We start from the raw sequence: 15,838 nt of genomic DNA on the forward strand, positions 1-15,838 counted from the left end.
ACACAATGAATGGAACATCTCAAATTCAAGCCGTAATCTTTGATCTAGACGGCGTTATTACCGATACTGCAGAATATCATTATCAGGCTTGGGGCATGATTGCGAAAGAGCTGAGCCTCCCGTTCACCCGAGAGTTCAATGAGAACCTCAAAGGTGTATCGCGAATAGCCTCACTTGAGTTGCTACTTGGACAAGCGGCAACTCCGCACACCTACTCTCCCGAAGAGATGGAGGAGATGGCGAACCGCAAAAATGAGTTTTATCAGCAGCTCATTCAGCAGGTAACCCCGGCCGATGTGCTGCCTGGCATTTCTGAATTGCTCACCGAGCTGAAGGACCACGGAGTGAAGACTGGCATTGCCTCCGCTAGTAAAAATGCCTTTACAGTTATCCGCCTTCTAGGTATGGAGAAAGAATTCGGAGTTATTGTAGATGCAGCCAAGCTTGCCCGCAACAAACCAGACCCGGAAGTGTTCCTGACCGCCGCCGATGCGCTTGGTGTAGATCCGCAATTTTGCGTCGGGGTCGAAGACGCAGTCGCCGGGGTAGAAGCGATCAAAGCGGCCGGTATGTTCGCTGTATATATCTCCTTACAGGAGAGCTTGTCCATCGCTGATATGAACTTGAACAACACTGCTGAACTTAGCTACTCCGAGCTAAACCAGCAATTCGCTAATAAGAACAGAGTAACTAAATAATTGGGTATTCCAGTCTCAATATATGTAAGTCACGAACTAAGCCGGCAAGCTCCTAAGGGGAGCTTGGCGGCTTTTGTTTGAAATATACTTTTCAGAACAGCCGCTTCTGATTTCGATCATCAATAACCTATTGATAATATTGTGCTTGCGCTTTCCACATCGAACTATACTCTTGTTGGTCTTTCAACAATTGATCATGTGGACCGTATTCGCGCAATTCACCATTGTTAAAAAGTGCGATTTTATCGCAGAATTTACAAGCAGATAAACGATGTGAGATATAAATAACAGTATGATTTGCTGCCAAAAGATTAAAGTTGTTGTACATCTCAAACTCCGCATAAGGGTCCAACGCCGCTGTAGGCTCGTCCAAAATAAGAATAGGTGGCTTTTTGAGTAAAGCCCTAGCAATTGCAATCTTCTGACTTTCACCACCCGAAAAGTCTATGCCTTTTTCATCAAAGATTCTAAATACCTGTGTATCTAGTCCTTTGTCCAAACCTTTCATTTTTGCTTCCAATCCTACTTGATTAAGCATTTCTTCCATTTCTTTTTCTGATGTTTCGCTATCCATCGAGCATAAGTTGTCTTTGATAGAAAATGAAAATAACTTATAATCTTGAAATACTACGCCTAAGATTTTCATATATTCATCGTATCGATAATCTTGAACAGATCTTCCATTCAGAAGAATCTCTCCTTGATCAGGTTCATACAATCGGCAAAGCAGTTTAATAAAAGTCGTTTTACCTGCGCCATTTTGACCTACTATGGCTAATTTCTCTCCATTTTTTATGGTCATTGACACATTTTTCAATGAATAGGTCTCACTTCCCGCATATTTAAAAGACACATTACAAAATTCAATCTCAACATTCATAAGTTTCTCAAGACGCTCTTCTCCGCTTTTCATTGTTGGACTTAGACTTTCAAATTCACTAAACACCTCAATGTACTTACACATTTGGCGAAAATCAACATAAGCATTCATTCCCAGAGACACTTGCGTAGAAAAGCTATTGGCTGCGGAGATATACATAACAAAACCACCAATTTGAATTTTCCCCGTAACTACTTTCACAACCATGTAGGCGTAGATAATGACCATTTGCAATTGAAGATTAACACTGGTCAGGCCCTTATATCTCCCCACTTTTTCGTAAAGCCCTCCAAAACCACAAACGCTTTCATTATGATATACATCCACTTTATTCAGCAAATAAGGAGCCATCCCAAACAAACGGACATCTTTAGCCATGGAAAAATCAACGGCCAGTTTGGAATAATAGCCAAATTTCCGATTTAGAGGAGCTAATAATTTATGAAAATTGAATTGAGCTTGTTGCGACTTTTTAAAGATAAAGGTATTAAGTACAATCATCCCAATAATCAGCACGATGATTCCAATGTTTAACGTAGAGATTAAGGCCGTTAGTCCCAATAGGGAGAGCATTGTTTGCAGCAAAATCTTCATACTATCTAGCATTTTACGTATAACATCCTGCTGCCTAATGGGAGTAAGCGCCTGTTCTTTAAGATCTAGCACTTTGGAATTCTCTAAATTCTCATAATCCAGGTTCATAATATGATTTCCAATATGTAGCTCTAAACTATCCATGACCAATAAATTGGACAGTTCAATTTGTTTAGTAAGATAACTCTGAAGTAACCCCAAGACAGCATTACCTGCCACCAAAATTCCTATCCAAAGGATAATATTCATTTCGCGGCCAGCTCCCATCAATTCATCAATCAAATATTTGGGAAGGATAATGTTTATAAACGGAAAGATTGCGCTACATAGTGAAGAAACTACCATTAACGGAACATAAGATTTTGACATGGAATGTACCAGCTTCAAAAAGTAAAGGGTCACATGCCAATCCTTTTTCAGAGCGGGGAATGGATTCATAAGCTAGGTATCACTCCCCTTATAATATTGTGCTTGAATCTGATACATTTGATTGTATTTTCCTCTGCGTTCCATCAATTCGCTGTGAGAACCGGCTTCGGAAATCTCTCCTTGCTCCATATACAATATCTGGTCACAGAACCGTGTGCTGGACAACCGATGGGAAATATATAATGCTGTTCTCTCTCCGATCATTTCATTAAATCTTGTATACAAGTTGAATTCGGCAATTGCATCAACTGCTGCAGTCGGCTCATCCAAAATAATCAATTCTCCATTCTTATATAGCGCCCTTGCCAACATCATTCTTTGGTTTTCCCCTCCAGAAAACTCAACGCCTTGATCATCCAAAAACTTTTGCATTGGGGTGAGAATACCTGATTTCAATGAGGCGACTTTTTCGCTTAGTCCCGCTTTTTCAAGACTGTCATGAATTCTTAAAGCATCAGACTCTCTATGTTCTTTTAGAGAAATATTCTCTGCTAATGAGAAAGCGAGTACGCGAATTTCTTGAAATACCGTAGAAAATAATCTCCAGTAATCCGTTTTAGCAAAATGTTTGATATTGATTCCATTCAGCGTAATCTCTCCACTATCGGGTTCATACAACCTGCATAACAATTTGATAAGCGTTGTCTTGCCAGCACCATTATGACCCACAATAGCAAGTCGTTGATGCGGAGGGATGATGAAGGATATTTTATTAAACACAGGCTGGCTAGTACCAGGATATGTAAAGGAAACTTCTTTAAATTCTATCGAATACGGGCCTGTTGGGAGTGCATGCATAGCTCCTTCCCCCTGCTTATCTTGCGGTATCTCTAAAAAGTTACGGAGTTCCTCTATGTATAAATTCTGTGTGCGCAGATGGGCTAAATCTTTCATGAATCCCTGAAGAACGCCAGAGAATCCAGCGACAGCAGTCGTGTACATCACAAAATCACCTATAGTTATCCTCTGATGAAGGTAAAGATACGCCAAATAACCATATACAATCCCCTCACGGAACAACCGGATCAAAATATCTAATGTTTCACTCTGAAAATAAAAATTGCTGATAGCAGACTGAATTTTCTGTCTATTTTGAACAGTTGAATGGTATAGGGACACCAATGTATTGTTAAAGGAATTAATCCGAATTTCCTTACCAAAAGTAAAATCTTGCATAATATCCGAATAATACTTTCTCTTCCTCTCCAATTCCGAAAGCTGTTGTTCATGTTCATACTCATAACGTTTAGCACGAAGGGAAAACACATAAGAACACCCAATACTTACAATTAAAAAAATAATAACAGCAAAATTTAATCCTCCAATTACAGTGATATAACCCGCAAAAGCAAGAAATCCAGCCAGACATGCAAAAAATGTATGAAAAAGTCCCTGAAACCCATTCTGCACACTTTGTAGAGAACGCTTGGCCTGCTCCATCTGATTAAGATAACCGGGATCTTCTGTATTTTTGAAATCAACATTCATATTTTGCGCAGTGTGGGCGTGGATCTGTTTAAATACAACTTTCAGTAATTGAGTTAAACCCAAATTTTGTAGATATCCTGTAAAATAGCTAGTGATAGTCAGTATTAAAAACATCAGTGAAATTAGAAAGATAAACTGTTGAGGTCTTTGCTGTCCCGTCAGTTCATCTATAATAAATTTTGGGAATAGGATTAAAAGGAAGGGCTGCATAGCTAAAAGAAGCGTTACAGTAGAGTAATAAATAATGGAACGTCTACTGTTAATCCAGGATGTGGAGAGGACATAGCGGATGCTGGTCCAAGTGGAGGTTAAGGATTTTGTTCTCATTACATAAAGTTCCCCTTAGTATTTAAAATGTTTCTTGATTACATTTTATCAATACTATTATTTGGAAACAGTATGAATAAATTAGTATAAACAGTATTATTTTAGGTGGATTAACGGGTGAATTCATGCATCACAAATAAAAAGGTTCTTGCTAGCCGAAGCTAGCAAGAACCTTAATCTTTAGTTTCATCCTCAGAACACCGACTTCTATTCGCCATTGCGGGCATCCTCACAGCATTCCAGCTTTATCAGACCTATCTTTAAAAAGCTTCTTTATAGTGAGTCCAAATAAAACACAGCAAGTCAGTGCCGCACAAAAATCAGCAATAGGCTCAGCAATAATCACTGCATCTGTTTTCGGGCTAATAAATGTCGGGAGCAAAAGTACTAATGGAATAAGCAAGATAATCTTACGCAAGATCGCGATAAAAATAGAAACTCGTGCTTGTCCCAAAGCAATAAATACTTGTTGAAACGCTAATTGAATACCAAAAATACAAGTGCCAAGGAAAAATATCTTCATTAATCTAGCGGTCAGAGCCACCAGCTCAGGATTATTGGTAAAAATGATAATGGGCAGCTTCGGAACAAAAATGGCCACGCCCCACATCGACAATCCGAAAGCTGCGCAAAAAACACTGCAATATAAAATGGTGGATTTTACACGTGCGAAATCGCGAGCTCCATAATTATAGCTAATAATAGGCTGTGCCCCTTGTGCAAAACCAGATAACAACGTCCCAAAGATTTGCATCAGCGTGCCCATAATCCCCATGGCAGCAACGTACATATCGCCTCCAAATTTAGCTAAGGACGTGTTAAATACAATTTGAATTAAACTTTCGGTCGACATCATAATAAACGGAGAAAGCCCCAATGCAAGTACACTTCCAGCTTCCTTTGGTTTAATACGCATATTGGATAGACGCAAGCGCAGATGAGCTCGTTTAGAGATTAAGAACCCTAATACCCAAATAGCCGAAATAAATTGGGCAATTACAGTTGCCAACGCTGCACCCTTAATGCCCATATTCATCTCAAAAATAAAAATGGCGTCAAGGACGATATTCACAACCGCTCCAATACATACCGTGAGCATGGCTGTTTTGGCGTATCCTTGTGCTGCAATGAACGGATTTAATCCTAAAGAAATGAGCACCGCCACAGTTCCTAGAAGGTAAATGCTTAAAAAATCGTTGGCTAGCGGCAATGTATCGTGGCTCGCCCCGAATAACGTTAAGAATGGCGACTTAAAGATAAGAAACAAAGCGGTTAGGATTATGGATGCCATCAGCAGCATAGTAAAACAACTTCCCAGTAATTCTTCTGCTTTTTTATGTTCTCCTTCGCCCATCTTTATGGAAGCTAGGGGTGCCCCACCAGCTCCGATTAGAGCTGCAAATGCTGAAATCAACATAATGATTGGAAAAGATATCCCTATAGCGGATAAGGCTAGCGTTCCCCCCTCCTCCATTCTTCCGAGGAACATCCGGTCAACTACACTGTACATGGCATTGATTAGCTGAGCTATAACGGCAGGAATAGCCAATAAGAAAATAAGCTTGGGTATACTTTGGTTGGCAAAACGATCCTTCATTTGATTATTCATTTATTCATTTCCAATATAGCTTCCCGGAGGCTTTTAGGAAGCTTTTCGACAACCATATCGTAGGAATGGTCTATCATGTCAAAGACATCCGACGCTGACAAGGAACCATCGATCATGATTGAATTCCAGTGTTTTTTATTCATATGAAAGCCTGGTCGAACGCAATCATGTTGCTCTCTTAAGTTCTCCGCAATGATCGGGTCACATTTTAGATTTAAGCGAACAACCTTCCCTGTTTCCTCAAAAATAAGTGCGAACATTTTATCAGCCACTTTGATGACCAATGGAGTAGGCCCAAACGGATGCTCCTGAGTCGCCCCTTTCTTTTTCAAACAATATTCGATGATGTTATTCTTCAACTCTCTCTCTCCTTTGCTGATCAACAATCTGATCATTTCTGCCATTAACCATGTTTCTTAATTATATCATTTTGTTCTGCTGAGCAGTTTCTGCATAATTTCACCATACCTTTGGGAGAGCTCTTATTTTTTGAAGCAGACAAAAACTGCAACATTTGAACCTTTATGGGCATAATACATACGTTTAAATTTAAATATAAAGGAGCTTTCTTATGACAGGAATTTTAGGTGGCAACCCCAAGGATGAACCGATGCATTATGGAGAGATCTTTAGTGTATGGCAAGCTTCGATGGTAGCAAAGGGGGCCCTTTCGTGTTACCGAGCTTACTTGTATCATGCCGGTGATAATGATCTCAAAAAAGTATTAGGCGCATTAATTGATCAAGCCGAGCTTGAGGTTAGTGAGTGTGATACGCTGCTGGCAGATAACGGGATTGCTTCAGTACCAGCGATGCCGAATAGACCCGAAGCCAAGCTTGAAGATATTCCTGTAGGTGCACGATTCACGGATCCCGAGATTGCTGCTAAAATTGCTGCTGACACTGCTACAGGATTGGTAGCTTGTAGTCAGGTTATGGGTCTTTCTATCAGAGAAGATATCGGTGCATTATTTGCAAAATATCACCTAACTAAAGCAGCGATAGGCGTTAAAATCCTCAATTTGAGCAAGAAAAAAGGTTGGTTAATTCCTCCCCCACTTCAGGTAAAAAGACCAGAGTCTGAATAAGATTGTACCCTGAAAAGGCCTTCGATAAATCGGAGGCCTTTTTGGGTTGTCCTACAAAATGTTTCTTTTGAATAGGCTAGTACTACACACAAACATTAGAGAGGAGGGAATGCTATCAATACTTTCATAGGATATATTTTTCTTGGTCTTTCGCTATCCGCACCTATTGGTCCTATTAATGCCGCTCAACTGGACAATGGAATTCGTAAGGGCTTCTGGCATGCTTGGGTAGTGGGGCTGGGAGCCATAAGTGCTGATATCATATTCATGTTACTAGTTTACTTTGGGGTGATCCATCTGCTCGAATCCCCTTTTATTAAAGCATTCTTGTGGTTATTTGGTTTCTTTGTACTGGTGTATACGGGCATAGAGAGCATTAAAAATGCTGGTGTGATTTCTGAACCCGGTATGAGAAGCAGTGATTCATCTTTAACTAAGTCTTATTGGTCCGGTTTACTGATGTCTTTATTCAATCCGCTTTCCATATTATTTTGGCTAGGGATATACGGGTCCATTTTGGCCAAAGCGGCCATGGAGTATCCGATGCAACAGCTGTTGATTTATAGCGGAGCTATTGTACTCGGAATTTTGATCTGGGATGTATCTATGGCGGTCGCCACAAGCATGTTTCGTAAAGTCCTGACAACCCGTGTTTTAAAATCCATCTCCGTGCTGTCAGGTCTTTCGCTTGTTGGTTTTGGGCTTTATTTTGGTATACAAGCTGCTCAGCTATTGTTTTTTCATTAAGTTTTGTTTTTTTGGGGGTCTAATGATTTTTGTCGGACCCTTTGAGTAATCTATTATTCCCTAAATTTCTAACAATAAATTTCCTTTACTCGCTTCCTTATCCATATCAACGGTATATTTCTTACGAACACGTGTCACGATCCAATCACACACGGCGATCAGTGTGACAAGCAACAGACTAAAATATAACCCTGGGCGGCTGAGTGAATGAAAAAGAGTACCTGTGACCGCGAGACCAATGAGCAGCAATCCTAGCCAACGTTTAATCGTGCTAAACCAACTTCCTTTTAACAGTTTTCCAGAAGACAGCAGGATAAACGACCAATTGTACCTGCAACGCCTAATAAGTTTAACTGCCACCACTTCAATTTCTTTTCATTTTTTGAATTACGAGAAGCTTGGTTCAAAGAATTCAGTCCTTTTGTAAAGAAGATATAAGCTCACCTTCTGGATTTTACTCTCACTCCAATAAGCTGTCCTTATACTCTTAACTACATGCAGACGTATAAATTTAAAAAGAGTAAAGTGACCTATTGGTCGCTTTACTCTTTTTTAGTATCCCTCAGAATACCCGCTTCTGATTCCGGTCATCAATAATAATCTGCACAGCTTCTTTAAACCGAATCGCATGAATAATTTCCCGCTCCCTCAGGAACTTAAGGCTATCCTGCAGATCCACATCATCCGTCATATCAATCAGCCACTGGTATGTAGCCCGAGCCTTTTCTTCAGCCGCAATGTCCTCATAAAGATCAGCCAGTGGGTCACCCTTAGCTTGAATATAAGCCGTTGTAAAAGGTACGCCTGAGGCATTATTGTAGAACAAGGCATGATCATGTGCTGCAAAATGCGGTCCTAATCCAGCTTCCTCTAATTCGCAAACCGACGCATCCTTTGTCAGCTTGTAGATCATCGTGGCAATCATTTCGAGGTGGGCGAATTCTTCTGTAGAAATATCGTTCAAAACGCCAATAACTTTATCCGGAATCGTGTATCTTTGATTCATATAGCGCAGGGCTGCGGCGAGCTCACCGTCGGCTCCTCCGTATTGCTCACTTAAATAACGCGCCATCCGGATATCACATTTACCGACCCGTACCGGATATTGCAGCTTCTTCTCATATATCCACATTCGGGAACTTCCCCTCCTCTAGAAACTTAGTTCCTTACAGTACACACTTCTTACACCTGCCAAGGCCAAGGAGCCTGATTCCATTCCCACGGACATTTCGAATAAGCGCGACCAAAATTCTGCAGCGGACCATATAATTCCTGAAATTGATTCGCTAGCTTAGTACGTTCCTGAGTCAGCTGATTAAATTGTTCAATACTTCTTAAATCATCTGGATGAGTGTTCAGATATAAGTTTAACTCCACCAAGGCAAAATCAAGAGTCTGCAGCTGTTCAAGCATTTCATAATATCGTTGATCGCAAGGGTTTGCCTCCATAGTCTACTTTCCTCCTCCTTTGCACTTAGATTCATACGGGCTGAACAGTGCTGGCCAGAGCGTGCCATACTTCAAAGCTTCCTGTAAACTAAACTGCGGAAGATCGGGTGGCTGAAAGTTAATGAACTGATTCGGTGGAACTACATATGTCTTGAATGGTACCGGTGGGCAAGGATCAAACGGGCCCCTAAACGGGGTATACCTCCGTAGCTGTGATTCCATTTTTCTTACCTCCTTTGTTCCTGTTCCTTGTTTATTACTCCCTTAGCTAACTTATGACAGCAGGACACATTATAAAACGTTATTTATAAAAAAAGCACTGGAGCAAGATTTGTCATGCAATTGCACAACAAATAAGCTGCCTTCGGAAAAGTACCGAAAACAGCTTATTATTTGGATCTTATTGAATATTAAGATCTAGACTTCACTTTTTTGACGAATCTTCGTGGGTAATCTCAAGGATATCCAACATAAAAACAAAGATGGGAATGCCAAGAAGAAGTCCCCAGACACCTATATAATGCTCAGAAAACAACAACACGATAAAGGTGTAGAACATCGGCAAATTCATTTTTGTGGACATCAACTTTGGGTTCAAGAAATACCCTTCGATAAAATGTAATATCGCAATAATCGCCAGCACATAAGTGACTGTTGTCAGACCGCCGATGTTGTAGCCGATGATTAAGAGCGGAATGAGCGAAATCAAAAAACCAACCACCGGAATGAGACTGAGCAGAAAAATCAAGATCGATAAGGCAAATAAATATGGGAAGTTAAGCAGCCACAAGCCAATAATAGTAAGACAGGTGTTGAATAAGGCAATGAGAATTTGCGCTTCAATTACTTTCCCAAAGGAAACGATGAATTTTCGGCTGAAAAACTCCAGATCTATATAAAACCAGGCAATTCGGCTCTCTCTCATTCTAGAAGTGAAACTGACGACCCGGTTCTTCTCCAGAATAAACACAAAACTTAGAATGGTCGATATAACGAAAGTCGCACCCCAGTTGCTAACCTTCAGCACATAATCGATACCTCTTTTTATATAGGACTGATAGTTAAGGTCCCTGAGCATATCATACAAATACAATGTAATCTTGTTCTGCGGGAGATCTTCTGGTTTGAGATTGGTAAGGAAGATGGTTAATTGCTTAATCTGTTCCAATACTTTAGGGAGATATTTAGCAAGGGCCAGTACAATCACTGCGATTAAAGCGAGGTATAAAATGACAATAATCACCTTACTGTTAACCTTCATAAATTTACCAATTCGTTTACTAAGCAATGTCTGAAAGCTGTTCATGACAAAAGCAATCAAAAACGTCAGTAACACCAGATTAAGCATCCCTCGAATACTGAACAACAGCAACCCGATAAGTGCGAGAATAAAAAAACGCCTGGTGGTTATATTCGCGTAGAATCGCTTCAATACATTCATAGATCTTGCTCCATTCGATTGCGATTAATATTGCTGATCATCCATTGGCTATAAAAAGGAAAACTTAGCCCCCACAAAAAAGCCGATGGAAACAAAAAGGAGTGACCAGGTTAGCGCTCCTGCAGTCGTTATGAGTATATATTTTTTGAAAGACATAGCACTGATTCCAGAGATATAGCTTGATACATGCCTCAGACCGGGAATGAAATAGGCAATGAAAATCGCCCAGTTGCCGAACCGCAAAAACCATCTTTTCATACTGGAAAAACGCTTGGGTGTAAGGCCAACCCACTTGCCGAATTTTTCAACCACAGGTTGCCCTAGTCTTAAACCAATAGTATAGCTGATAAGCATTCCGGTGATAGATCCCATGAAACAAACCAATACCGAAAGTGAAAAGTCCAAAACCATAACGGAGGATAAATAGCCTACAAACAGCATTAACACCTCATCCGGTACAGGAAGTCCGATAATCCCAAGTGCCATAAGGGCAAATATGGCTAAATATCCGTACTGCGAAATGATCTCAATAATCCAAGGCATGGGTGTATCACTTCCTGTTGAAGGATTTTTTAAGTGACGGAAATGGAATACGACTGACCATCATTACGGACAGTATTGCCATTAATACGATGACTAGTCCTGGTTTCATGCGTTCATCTAGTAAAGAAATCATCGACAGAATGACTCCAGCAGCAGTAATGGGCATCCCCACGAACCCTTTGGAAGGTACCGATAGATTAAATCTGGCCAAACGAAGTGCACCACAGATCAAAAAGAATACTGAAGCTGCAGGTCCAATCCAGTGCGCATCTTCTAACCTATACAATAAGATAAGGAAGGTTGGCGCTAAACCAAATGATATAATATCCGCCAATGAGTCTAATTGTTTACCGAATTCACTGGTACATTGCAGTATTCTTGCCAGTAATCCATCGAGTACATCGCATATTGCCGCAAGCAATATCATAAATAAAGCCAGGCTGTATCGTTCTTGAATCGTGAAATACAAAGATAGTGATCCGAGTCCCAAGTTTGCAAGTGTGCACATTGAAGGCAACCAATTCAATTTCATACGATTTCACCCCTTTCATTGTAGTATTTTTGTTGATCCGTTTAACCTTCAAAGGTCACAGTAAAGCTGACGCCGTTCTCCGTATTTTTCACAGTATAAAGACAAGCGTGCATATCTAATATTCGCTTCGCAATGGAAAGCCCCAGACCTGTACCGCCCGTCATTCGACTGCGAGATGGCTCAGACCGATAGAACCGTTCCCAGATTTGCTCTAGCTGATCTTCGGGGATGGATTCTCCTATATTTTGAACAGTGAATACAATAGTCTGGGCATGACTCTCAATATTGACGGTGATAGAACTTCTTTCTTCCGCATGTCTGATAGCATTGGTCATAAAATTCAGCAGAACTTGTTCGATCCAGTTCACATCAGCATATATCGGTAATTCGTTTGCAGGAATAATGATGACCTCCAAATGTTTTTCACTCAGCAAGTGAACCAGCTTGTCCGTCACCTTTTCCGTCAGTTCACTTAACATAAAGGAAGTTTTCCGAAGTTTAATCGTGCCCGACTCCAACCGCGCTAGATCTAGCATATTTTTAACAAGAAACTCCATTTTATCTGCTTCCTCAATAATCACCTTAATGTAGTGATCCTGCTTGCCGGCGCTAACGCCGTCTTCTAATCCCTCGGCAAAACCTTTGATAATACTGAGCGGTGTCTTCAATTCATGGGAGGCATTGGCAAAAAAGTCCTGCTGCATGATCTCCATTCTTTGTTTCTGCTCCATATCCTCAACTAGCTGCTGATTGGCCTCTCTTAACTCTCGTAAAGCAGAATCCAGACTTAGTGATAAGGTGAACATGCTATTAGAAAGACTGCCTAGCTCATCCTTCTGCCGAATCGATGTGTCCCCTGTAAAGTCCAGAGAAACCATCCGTTTGGCTATGTTGTTTAACTTAATTAGCGGACGTGTTACCATTTTCGAAAAAAAGAGAGAAAGAACCAAAATCAGAACAATGCCGCCTATTCCCAGATATAAAAAGAACCAACGCAACGCCTCGTTCGAATCCTTGACTTCCTGTAATGAGGTGACTGTGAATAGTAGTTCAATTTCTCCGGTACTTTGTTTAAGGGGTAAAATAATCACCGAATTGCGACTCCCACTCCAGGGAGCAATCCAGTCTTGCTTCTGCAATTTCAAATTTTTGAAATCATCTATCTGCGCCGGTGTCAAAGGAAACCATTCCTCTAGAGCTTCAAACAGTATTCCTTGGCGTGGATTCCATATTTTCAAATCAGGCAATACAATTTCTGTAACAGTACCTGAAGCGTGAATCATCCCAGTCTCTTCCGTATCCCCTATTGTTCCGGTCTCTTTTTTTGTAATACTTATAGGGTAGATTATAGCGGGTGAAGAACTGTCTTCATCCAGTAGTTCGCCTTCGATGCTGAGCTGATCGTCTACTTTAATGTTCGCTGCTCTAAGCGCATCTCCGTACTGATTCATGAATAGGGATAAAGAGACAACCATACTCTTTCCGTCATCATCGATTAACTTTATGTGAAATGGATCTTCCGAATTCATTTTTCCATCCAGCTTCAAAATAACCATTTGTGTTTTATTACGCAGCATAAACCGAACGAGCTCCTGGGAGGTTCGAGTGCTTCCCCACGGCTCGCTTATATATCTTGCAGCAAAGCTCTTAAGATGTTTCTCCACGCGGTTCTCTTTTTGCTTCTGATAGAAATTGTCAAACAACAGCAATTGGCTTATAATGACCATGCCATAAAAGCAGAGGAAAAAGATAACGGTCATCACAAACAGTTTAAAAGTAATTCCGCGTCTTCTCATGCCTCTTCCTCGAACATGTACCCTGTACCAATCACCGTACGAATAAACCGAGATTCATAACCCAATTTACTTCGCAGCTTTTTAATATGACTGTCCACAACTCTAGAATCTCCTTCAAATTCAATTCCCCAGATCCGACTAAGGATCGTATCCCTTGAAATGACAATCCCTTTGTTTCGTATTAAAAGCCATAAAAGATCATATTCCTTAGGGGTAAGCTCCACTTCCGCATCTTCTACCTCTAAGCGATGAGCTAAGGTGTTAAACATCGCGGAACCAAATTTTATTATGCTGGATTCAGGCTGATGAGAGCCTTCAACACGCTTCATAAGTGCATTTGCCCGGGCTACCAGCACCTTTGGACTAAATGGCTTTGTAACATAATCATCGGCTCCTAATTCAAAGCCGTAGATTTTGTCGTCATCCGTAGACTTGGCGGTTAACAAAATGATAGGTACCGCTGATTTTTCACGAACTTCACGGCATACTTCAAAGCCATTCATAGCAGGCATCATGATATCCAAAATCAGCAGATCCGGCAGCAGTGAGTCAAACCAAACCAATGCATCTATTCCATTATCGGCTTCGAGTACTTCCCAATCATTCTGTATGAAATAATCAGACACCAGTTCACGAATACGAATTTCATCCTCAACGAGAAGAAGCTTCTTTTTCAATCTAGACCCCGCTTTCAAACCATTTATAAATATTAGCATAGTCGAACGCTATGTCCTTTATGTGTCCACAAAAAACTCCTCCTGTCATGAGCCATGCAGCTCTAGCAGGAGGAGTTCATTTTATCCCTGAACATCCGGAACAATACTTTACTATTTTCAATAGGTTATTCTTTATTTCCGTCCGGCTCTGATGGATTTTCTTCGTTCTCAACAGGGGGTTCCCGATGGATATTAATTCGAGTAATCCGCAATCTTGTCGATTCCTCGACTTCAAATATCACATCTTCTACTTTAACCCGTTTTCCTTTGGTTGGATTCCCCTCCAGCTCCTTAAACAACCAGCCACCAATGGAATCCACTTCATCATCCTCGATCACTACACCCGTAAGATCATTGACATCTTCAATCAACATCCGGCCTTCAACGGAAATATAATCTCCATTGCGTTCCACACTCGGACGCTCATCTTCGAATTCGTCATGCAGATCGCCTACGATTTCTTCCAGAATTTCTTCTGCTGTCAGTAGCCCGGCTGTACCGCCGTATTCATCGACAACTAGCGTAAGCTGAGCTTTATTCTTCTGCATAAAACGAAGCGTATGGCTAATCTCCATCGATTCCGGCACGTTAAGGATTGGTCGAACCAACGTCGTAAGATCATTCTGCTGTTCAGGTGGAGCAAACAGCAGGTCGGTAATATGAATAAAACCAATAATACGGTCCTTATCTTCAAAAGCAACCGGATAACGTGAATGTCTTGTTTCGGTAATAATCTTCATATTTTCTTCGAGCGAAAGATTGCTGTACAGCACATCCATATCCGTACGAGGCAACATGACTTCACGAGCGAGAAGATCAGAGAATTCAAAGATGTTATCCATCAGCTTCATCTCATCTTTATCAATGACACCACTCTTAGCACTCTGATTCATAAGAATACGAATTTCCTCTTCCGAGTGGGCTGCCTCACTCTCATTCGCGGGCTCAACACCCACTAAACGAAGCAATGCGTTCGCCGATGCATTCAGTATCCAGATAAAAGGCATAAAGAGATTATAGAAGAACATCAGCGGTGCCGAGAGTAGTAGCGCAGATCCTTCTGTTCTTTGAATCGCAAGCGATTTCGGTGCAAGCTCACCAAGTACAATATGTAAAAATGTAATAATCGAAAATCCGATAACAACAGAAACAGTAGAAATCAGAGTACCGTCGGTAATCCCCATTTTATACATTAACGGTTCAACGAGCAGCTCTGAAATGGCCGGCTCACCGACCCAGCCTAATCCCAGTGACGCGAGTGTAATCCCAAACTGGGTGGCAGATAAGTAAGAATCCAGTCTCTTATTTACCTTGAGTGCATATCCAGCCATTTTATTACCTTCACTGACAAGTTGGGTCAGACGAGACTGCCTGACCTTAACTAATGAGAACTCCGCTGCTACAAAAATACCGTTCAATAATACGAGCACCAGAACAAGCAAAAGATTAAGCATTAATCTCCCTACTTCAAATTCCGTATGCGCCACTTTAACAACGCCTCA

General features: G+C 41.0%; 17 protein-coding genes. 3 read left to right on the plus strand and 14 right to left on the minus strand.

Annotation, left to right across the window (positions count from 1 at the left end; translation table 11 throughout):
• Positions 1-5 precede the first annotated feature (5 nt).
• The gene (gene pgmB, locus ACQKMP_RS05745; RefSeq protein ID WP_427468991.1) at positions 6-698 is read left to right on the plus strand and encodes a beta-phosphoglucomutase; all 693 of its coding nucleotides are present in this window, start codon (positions 6-8) and stop codon (positions 696-698) included.
• A gap of 127 nt (positions 699-825) precedes the next feature.
• On the opposite strand, the gene ACQKMP_RS05750 is transcribed toward pgmB, so the two are convergent.
• The 4 genes from ACQKMP_RS05750 to ACQKMP_RS05765 all read right to left on the minus strand — a co-directional run bounded on the left by ACQKMP_RS05750 (position 826) and on the right by ACQKMP_RS05765 (position 6,384).
• Entirely contained in the window at positions 826-2,541 is a 1,716-nt protein-coding gene (locus tag ACQKMP_RS05750; RefSeq protein ID WP_427468992.1) for an ABC transporter ATP-binding protein, read from the minus strand.
• Between the two features lie 72 nt (positions 2,542-2,613).
• Positions 2,614-4,416 (minus strand): ABC transporter ATP-binding protein, encoded by a 1,803-nt coding sequence (locus ACQKMP_RS05755; RefSeq protein WP_427468993.1) that lies wholly within the window; start codon positions 4,414-4,416, stop codon positions 2,614-2,616.
• Between the two features lie 229 nt (positions 4,417-4,645).
• A complete protein-coding gene (locus ACQKMP_RS05760; RefSeq protein WP_427468994.1) occupies positions 4,646-6,025 on the minus strand; it encodes an MATE family efflux transporter in 1,380 nt (459 codons plus the stop codon).
• Positions 6,022-6,384 carry an MmcQ/YjbR family DNA-binding protein gene (locus tag ACQKMP_RS05765; protein ID WP_427468995.1) on the minus strand — a complete coding sequence of 121 codons (363 nt, stop codon included), beginning with the start codon at positions 6,382-6,384 and terminating at the stop codon, positions 6,022-6,024. Before ACQKMP_RS05765 ends, ACQKMP_RS05760 begins: the two co-directional genes overlap by 4 nt.
• Positions 6,385-6,596: 212 nt before the next feature.
• On the opposite strand from ACQKMP_RS05765, the gene ACQKMP_RS05770 reads away from it, so the two are divergent.
• Positions 6,597-7,112, plus strand: coding sequence for a DUF3231 family protein (locus ACQKMP_RS05770; protein ID WP_076284173.1), 516 nt, complete (start codon positions 6,597-6,599; stop codon positions 7,110-7,112).
• A gap of 114 nt (positions 7,113-7,226) precedes the next feature.
• Positions 7,227-7,859 (plus strand): LysE family transporter, encoded by a 633-nt coding sequence (locus ACQKMP_RS05775; RefSeq protein WP_076284174.1) that lies wholly within the window; start codon positions 7,227-7,229, stop codon positions 7,857-7,859.
• Positions 7,860-7,919: 60 nt separating this feature from the next.
• On the opposite strand, the gene ACQKMP_RS05780 is transcribed toward ACQKMP_RS05775, so the two are convergent.
• From ACQKMP_RS05780 to ACQKMP_RS05825, 10 genes are all read right to left on the minus strand, one after another.
• The gene (locus ACQKMP_RS05780; RefSeq protein WP_427468996.1) at positions 7,920-8,219 is read right to left on the minus strand and encodes a hypothetical protein; all 300 of its coding nucleotides are present in this window, start codon (positions 8,217-8,219) and stop codon (positions 7,920-7,922) included.
• A 202-nt stretch (positions 8,220-8,421) separates the two neighbouring features.
• Positions 8,422-8,991, minus strand: coding sequence for a manganese catalase family protein (locus tag ACQKMP_RS05785; protein WP_042186391.1), 570 nt, complete (start codon positions 8,989-8,991; stop codon positions 8,422-8,424).
• A gap of 50 nt (positions 8,992-9,041) precedes the next feature.
• Positions 9,042-9,308 carry a spore coat protein CotJB gene (locus tag ACQKMP_RS05790; RefSeq protein WP_042186389.1) on the minus strand — a complete coding sequence of 89 codons (267 nt, stop codon included), beginning with the start codon at positions 9,306-9,308 and terminating at the stop codon, positions 9,042-9,044.
• A gap of 3 nt (positions 9,309-9,311) precedes the next feature.
• Positions 9,312-9,530, minus strand: coding sequence for a spore coat associated protein CotJA (locus ACQKMP_RS05795; protein ID WP_042186387.1), 219 nt, complete (start codon positions 9,528-9,530; stop codon positions 9,312-9,314).
• A 202-nt stretch (positions 9,531-9,732) separates the two neighbouring features.
• Positions 9,733-10,749 (minus strand): AI-2E family transporter, encoded by a 1,017-nt coding sequence (locus ACQKMP_RS05800; protein ID WP_427468997.1) that lies wholly within the window; start codon positions 10,747-10,749, stop codon positions 9,733-9,735.
• 48 nt (positions 10,750-10,797) lie between these two features.
• On the minus strand, positions 10,798-11,292 hold the full coding sequence (locus tag ACQKMP_RS05805) for a DedA family protein (protein WP_341127565.1): 495 nt from the start codon (positions 11,290-11,292) through the stop codon (positions 10,798-10,800).
• A gap of 7 nt (positions 11,293-11,299) precedes the next feature.
• Entirely contained in the window at positions 11,300-11,824 is a 525-nt protein-coding gene (gene pssA, locus ACQKMP_RS05810; protein WP_427468998.1) for a CDP-diacylglycerol--serine O-phosphatidyltransferase, read from the minus strand.
• Positions 11,825-11,865: 41 nt separating this feature from the next.
• Complete coding sequence (locus ACQKMP_RS05815; protein ID WP_427468999.1) at positions 11,866-13,620, minus strand: ATP-binding protein; 1,755 nt, start codon at positions 13,618-13,620, stop codon at positions 11,866-11,868.
• Positions 13,617-14,297, minus strand: coding sequence for a response regulator transcription factor (locus tag ACQKMP_RS05820; protein WP_060624606.1), 681 nt, complete (start codon positions 14,295-14,297; stop codon positions 13,617-13,619). Before ACQKMP_RS05820 ends, ACQKMP_RS05815 begins: the two co-directional genes overlap by 4 nt.
• A gap of 164 nt (positions 14,298-14,461) precedes the next feature.
• Complete coding sequence (locus ACQKMP_RS05825; protein ID WP_339248482.1) at positions 14,462-15,790, minus strand: hemolysin family protein; 1,329 nt, start codon at positions 15,788-15,790, stop codon at positions 14,462-14,464.
• Positions 15,791-15,838: the final 48 nt, after the last annotated feature.

Origin of the sequence: Paenibacillus sp. NPDC101420, assembly GCF_050277435.1 — a bacterium.
GTDB lineage: Bacteria > Bacillota > Bacilli > Paenibacillales > Paenibacillaceae > Paenibacillus_AQ.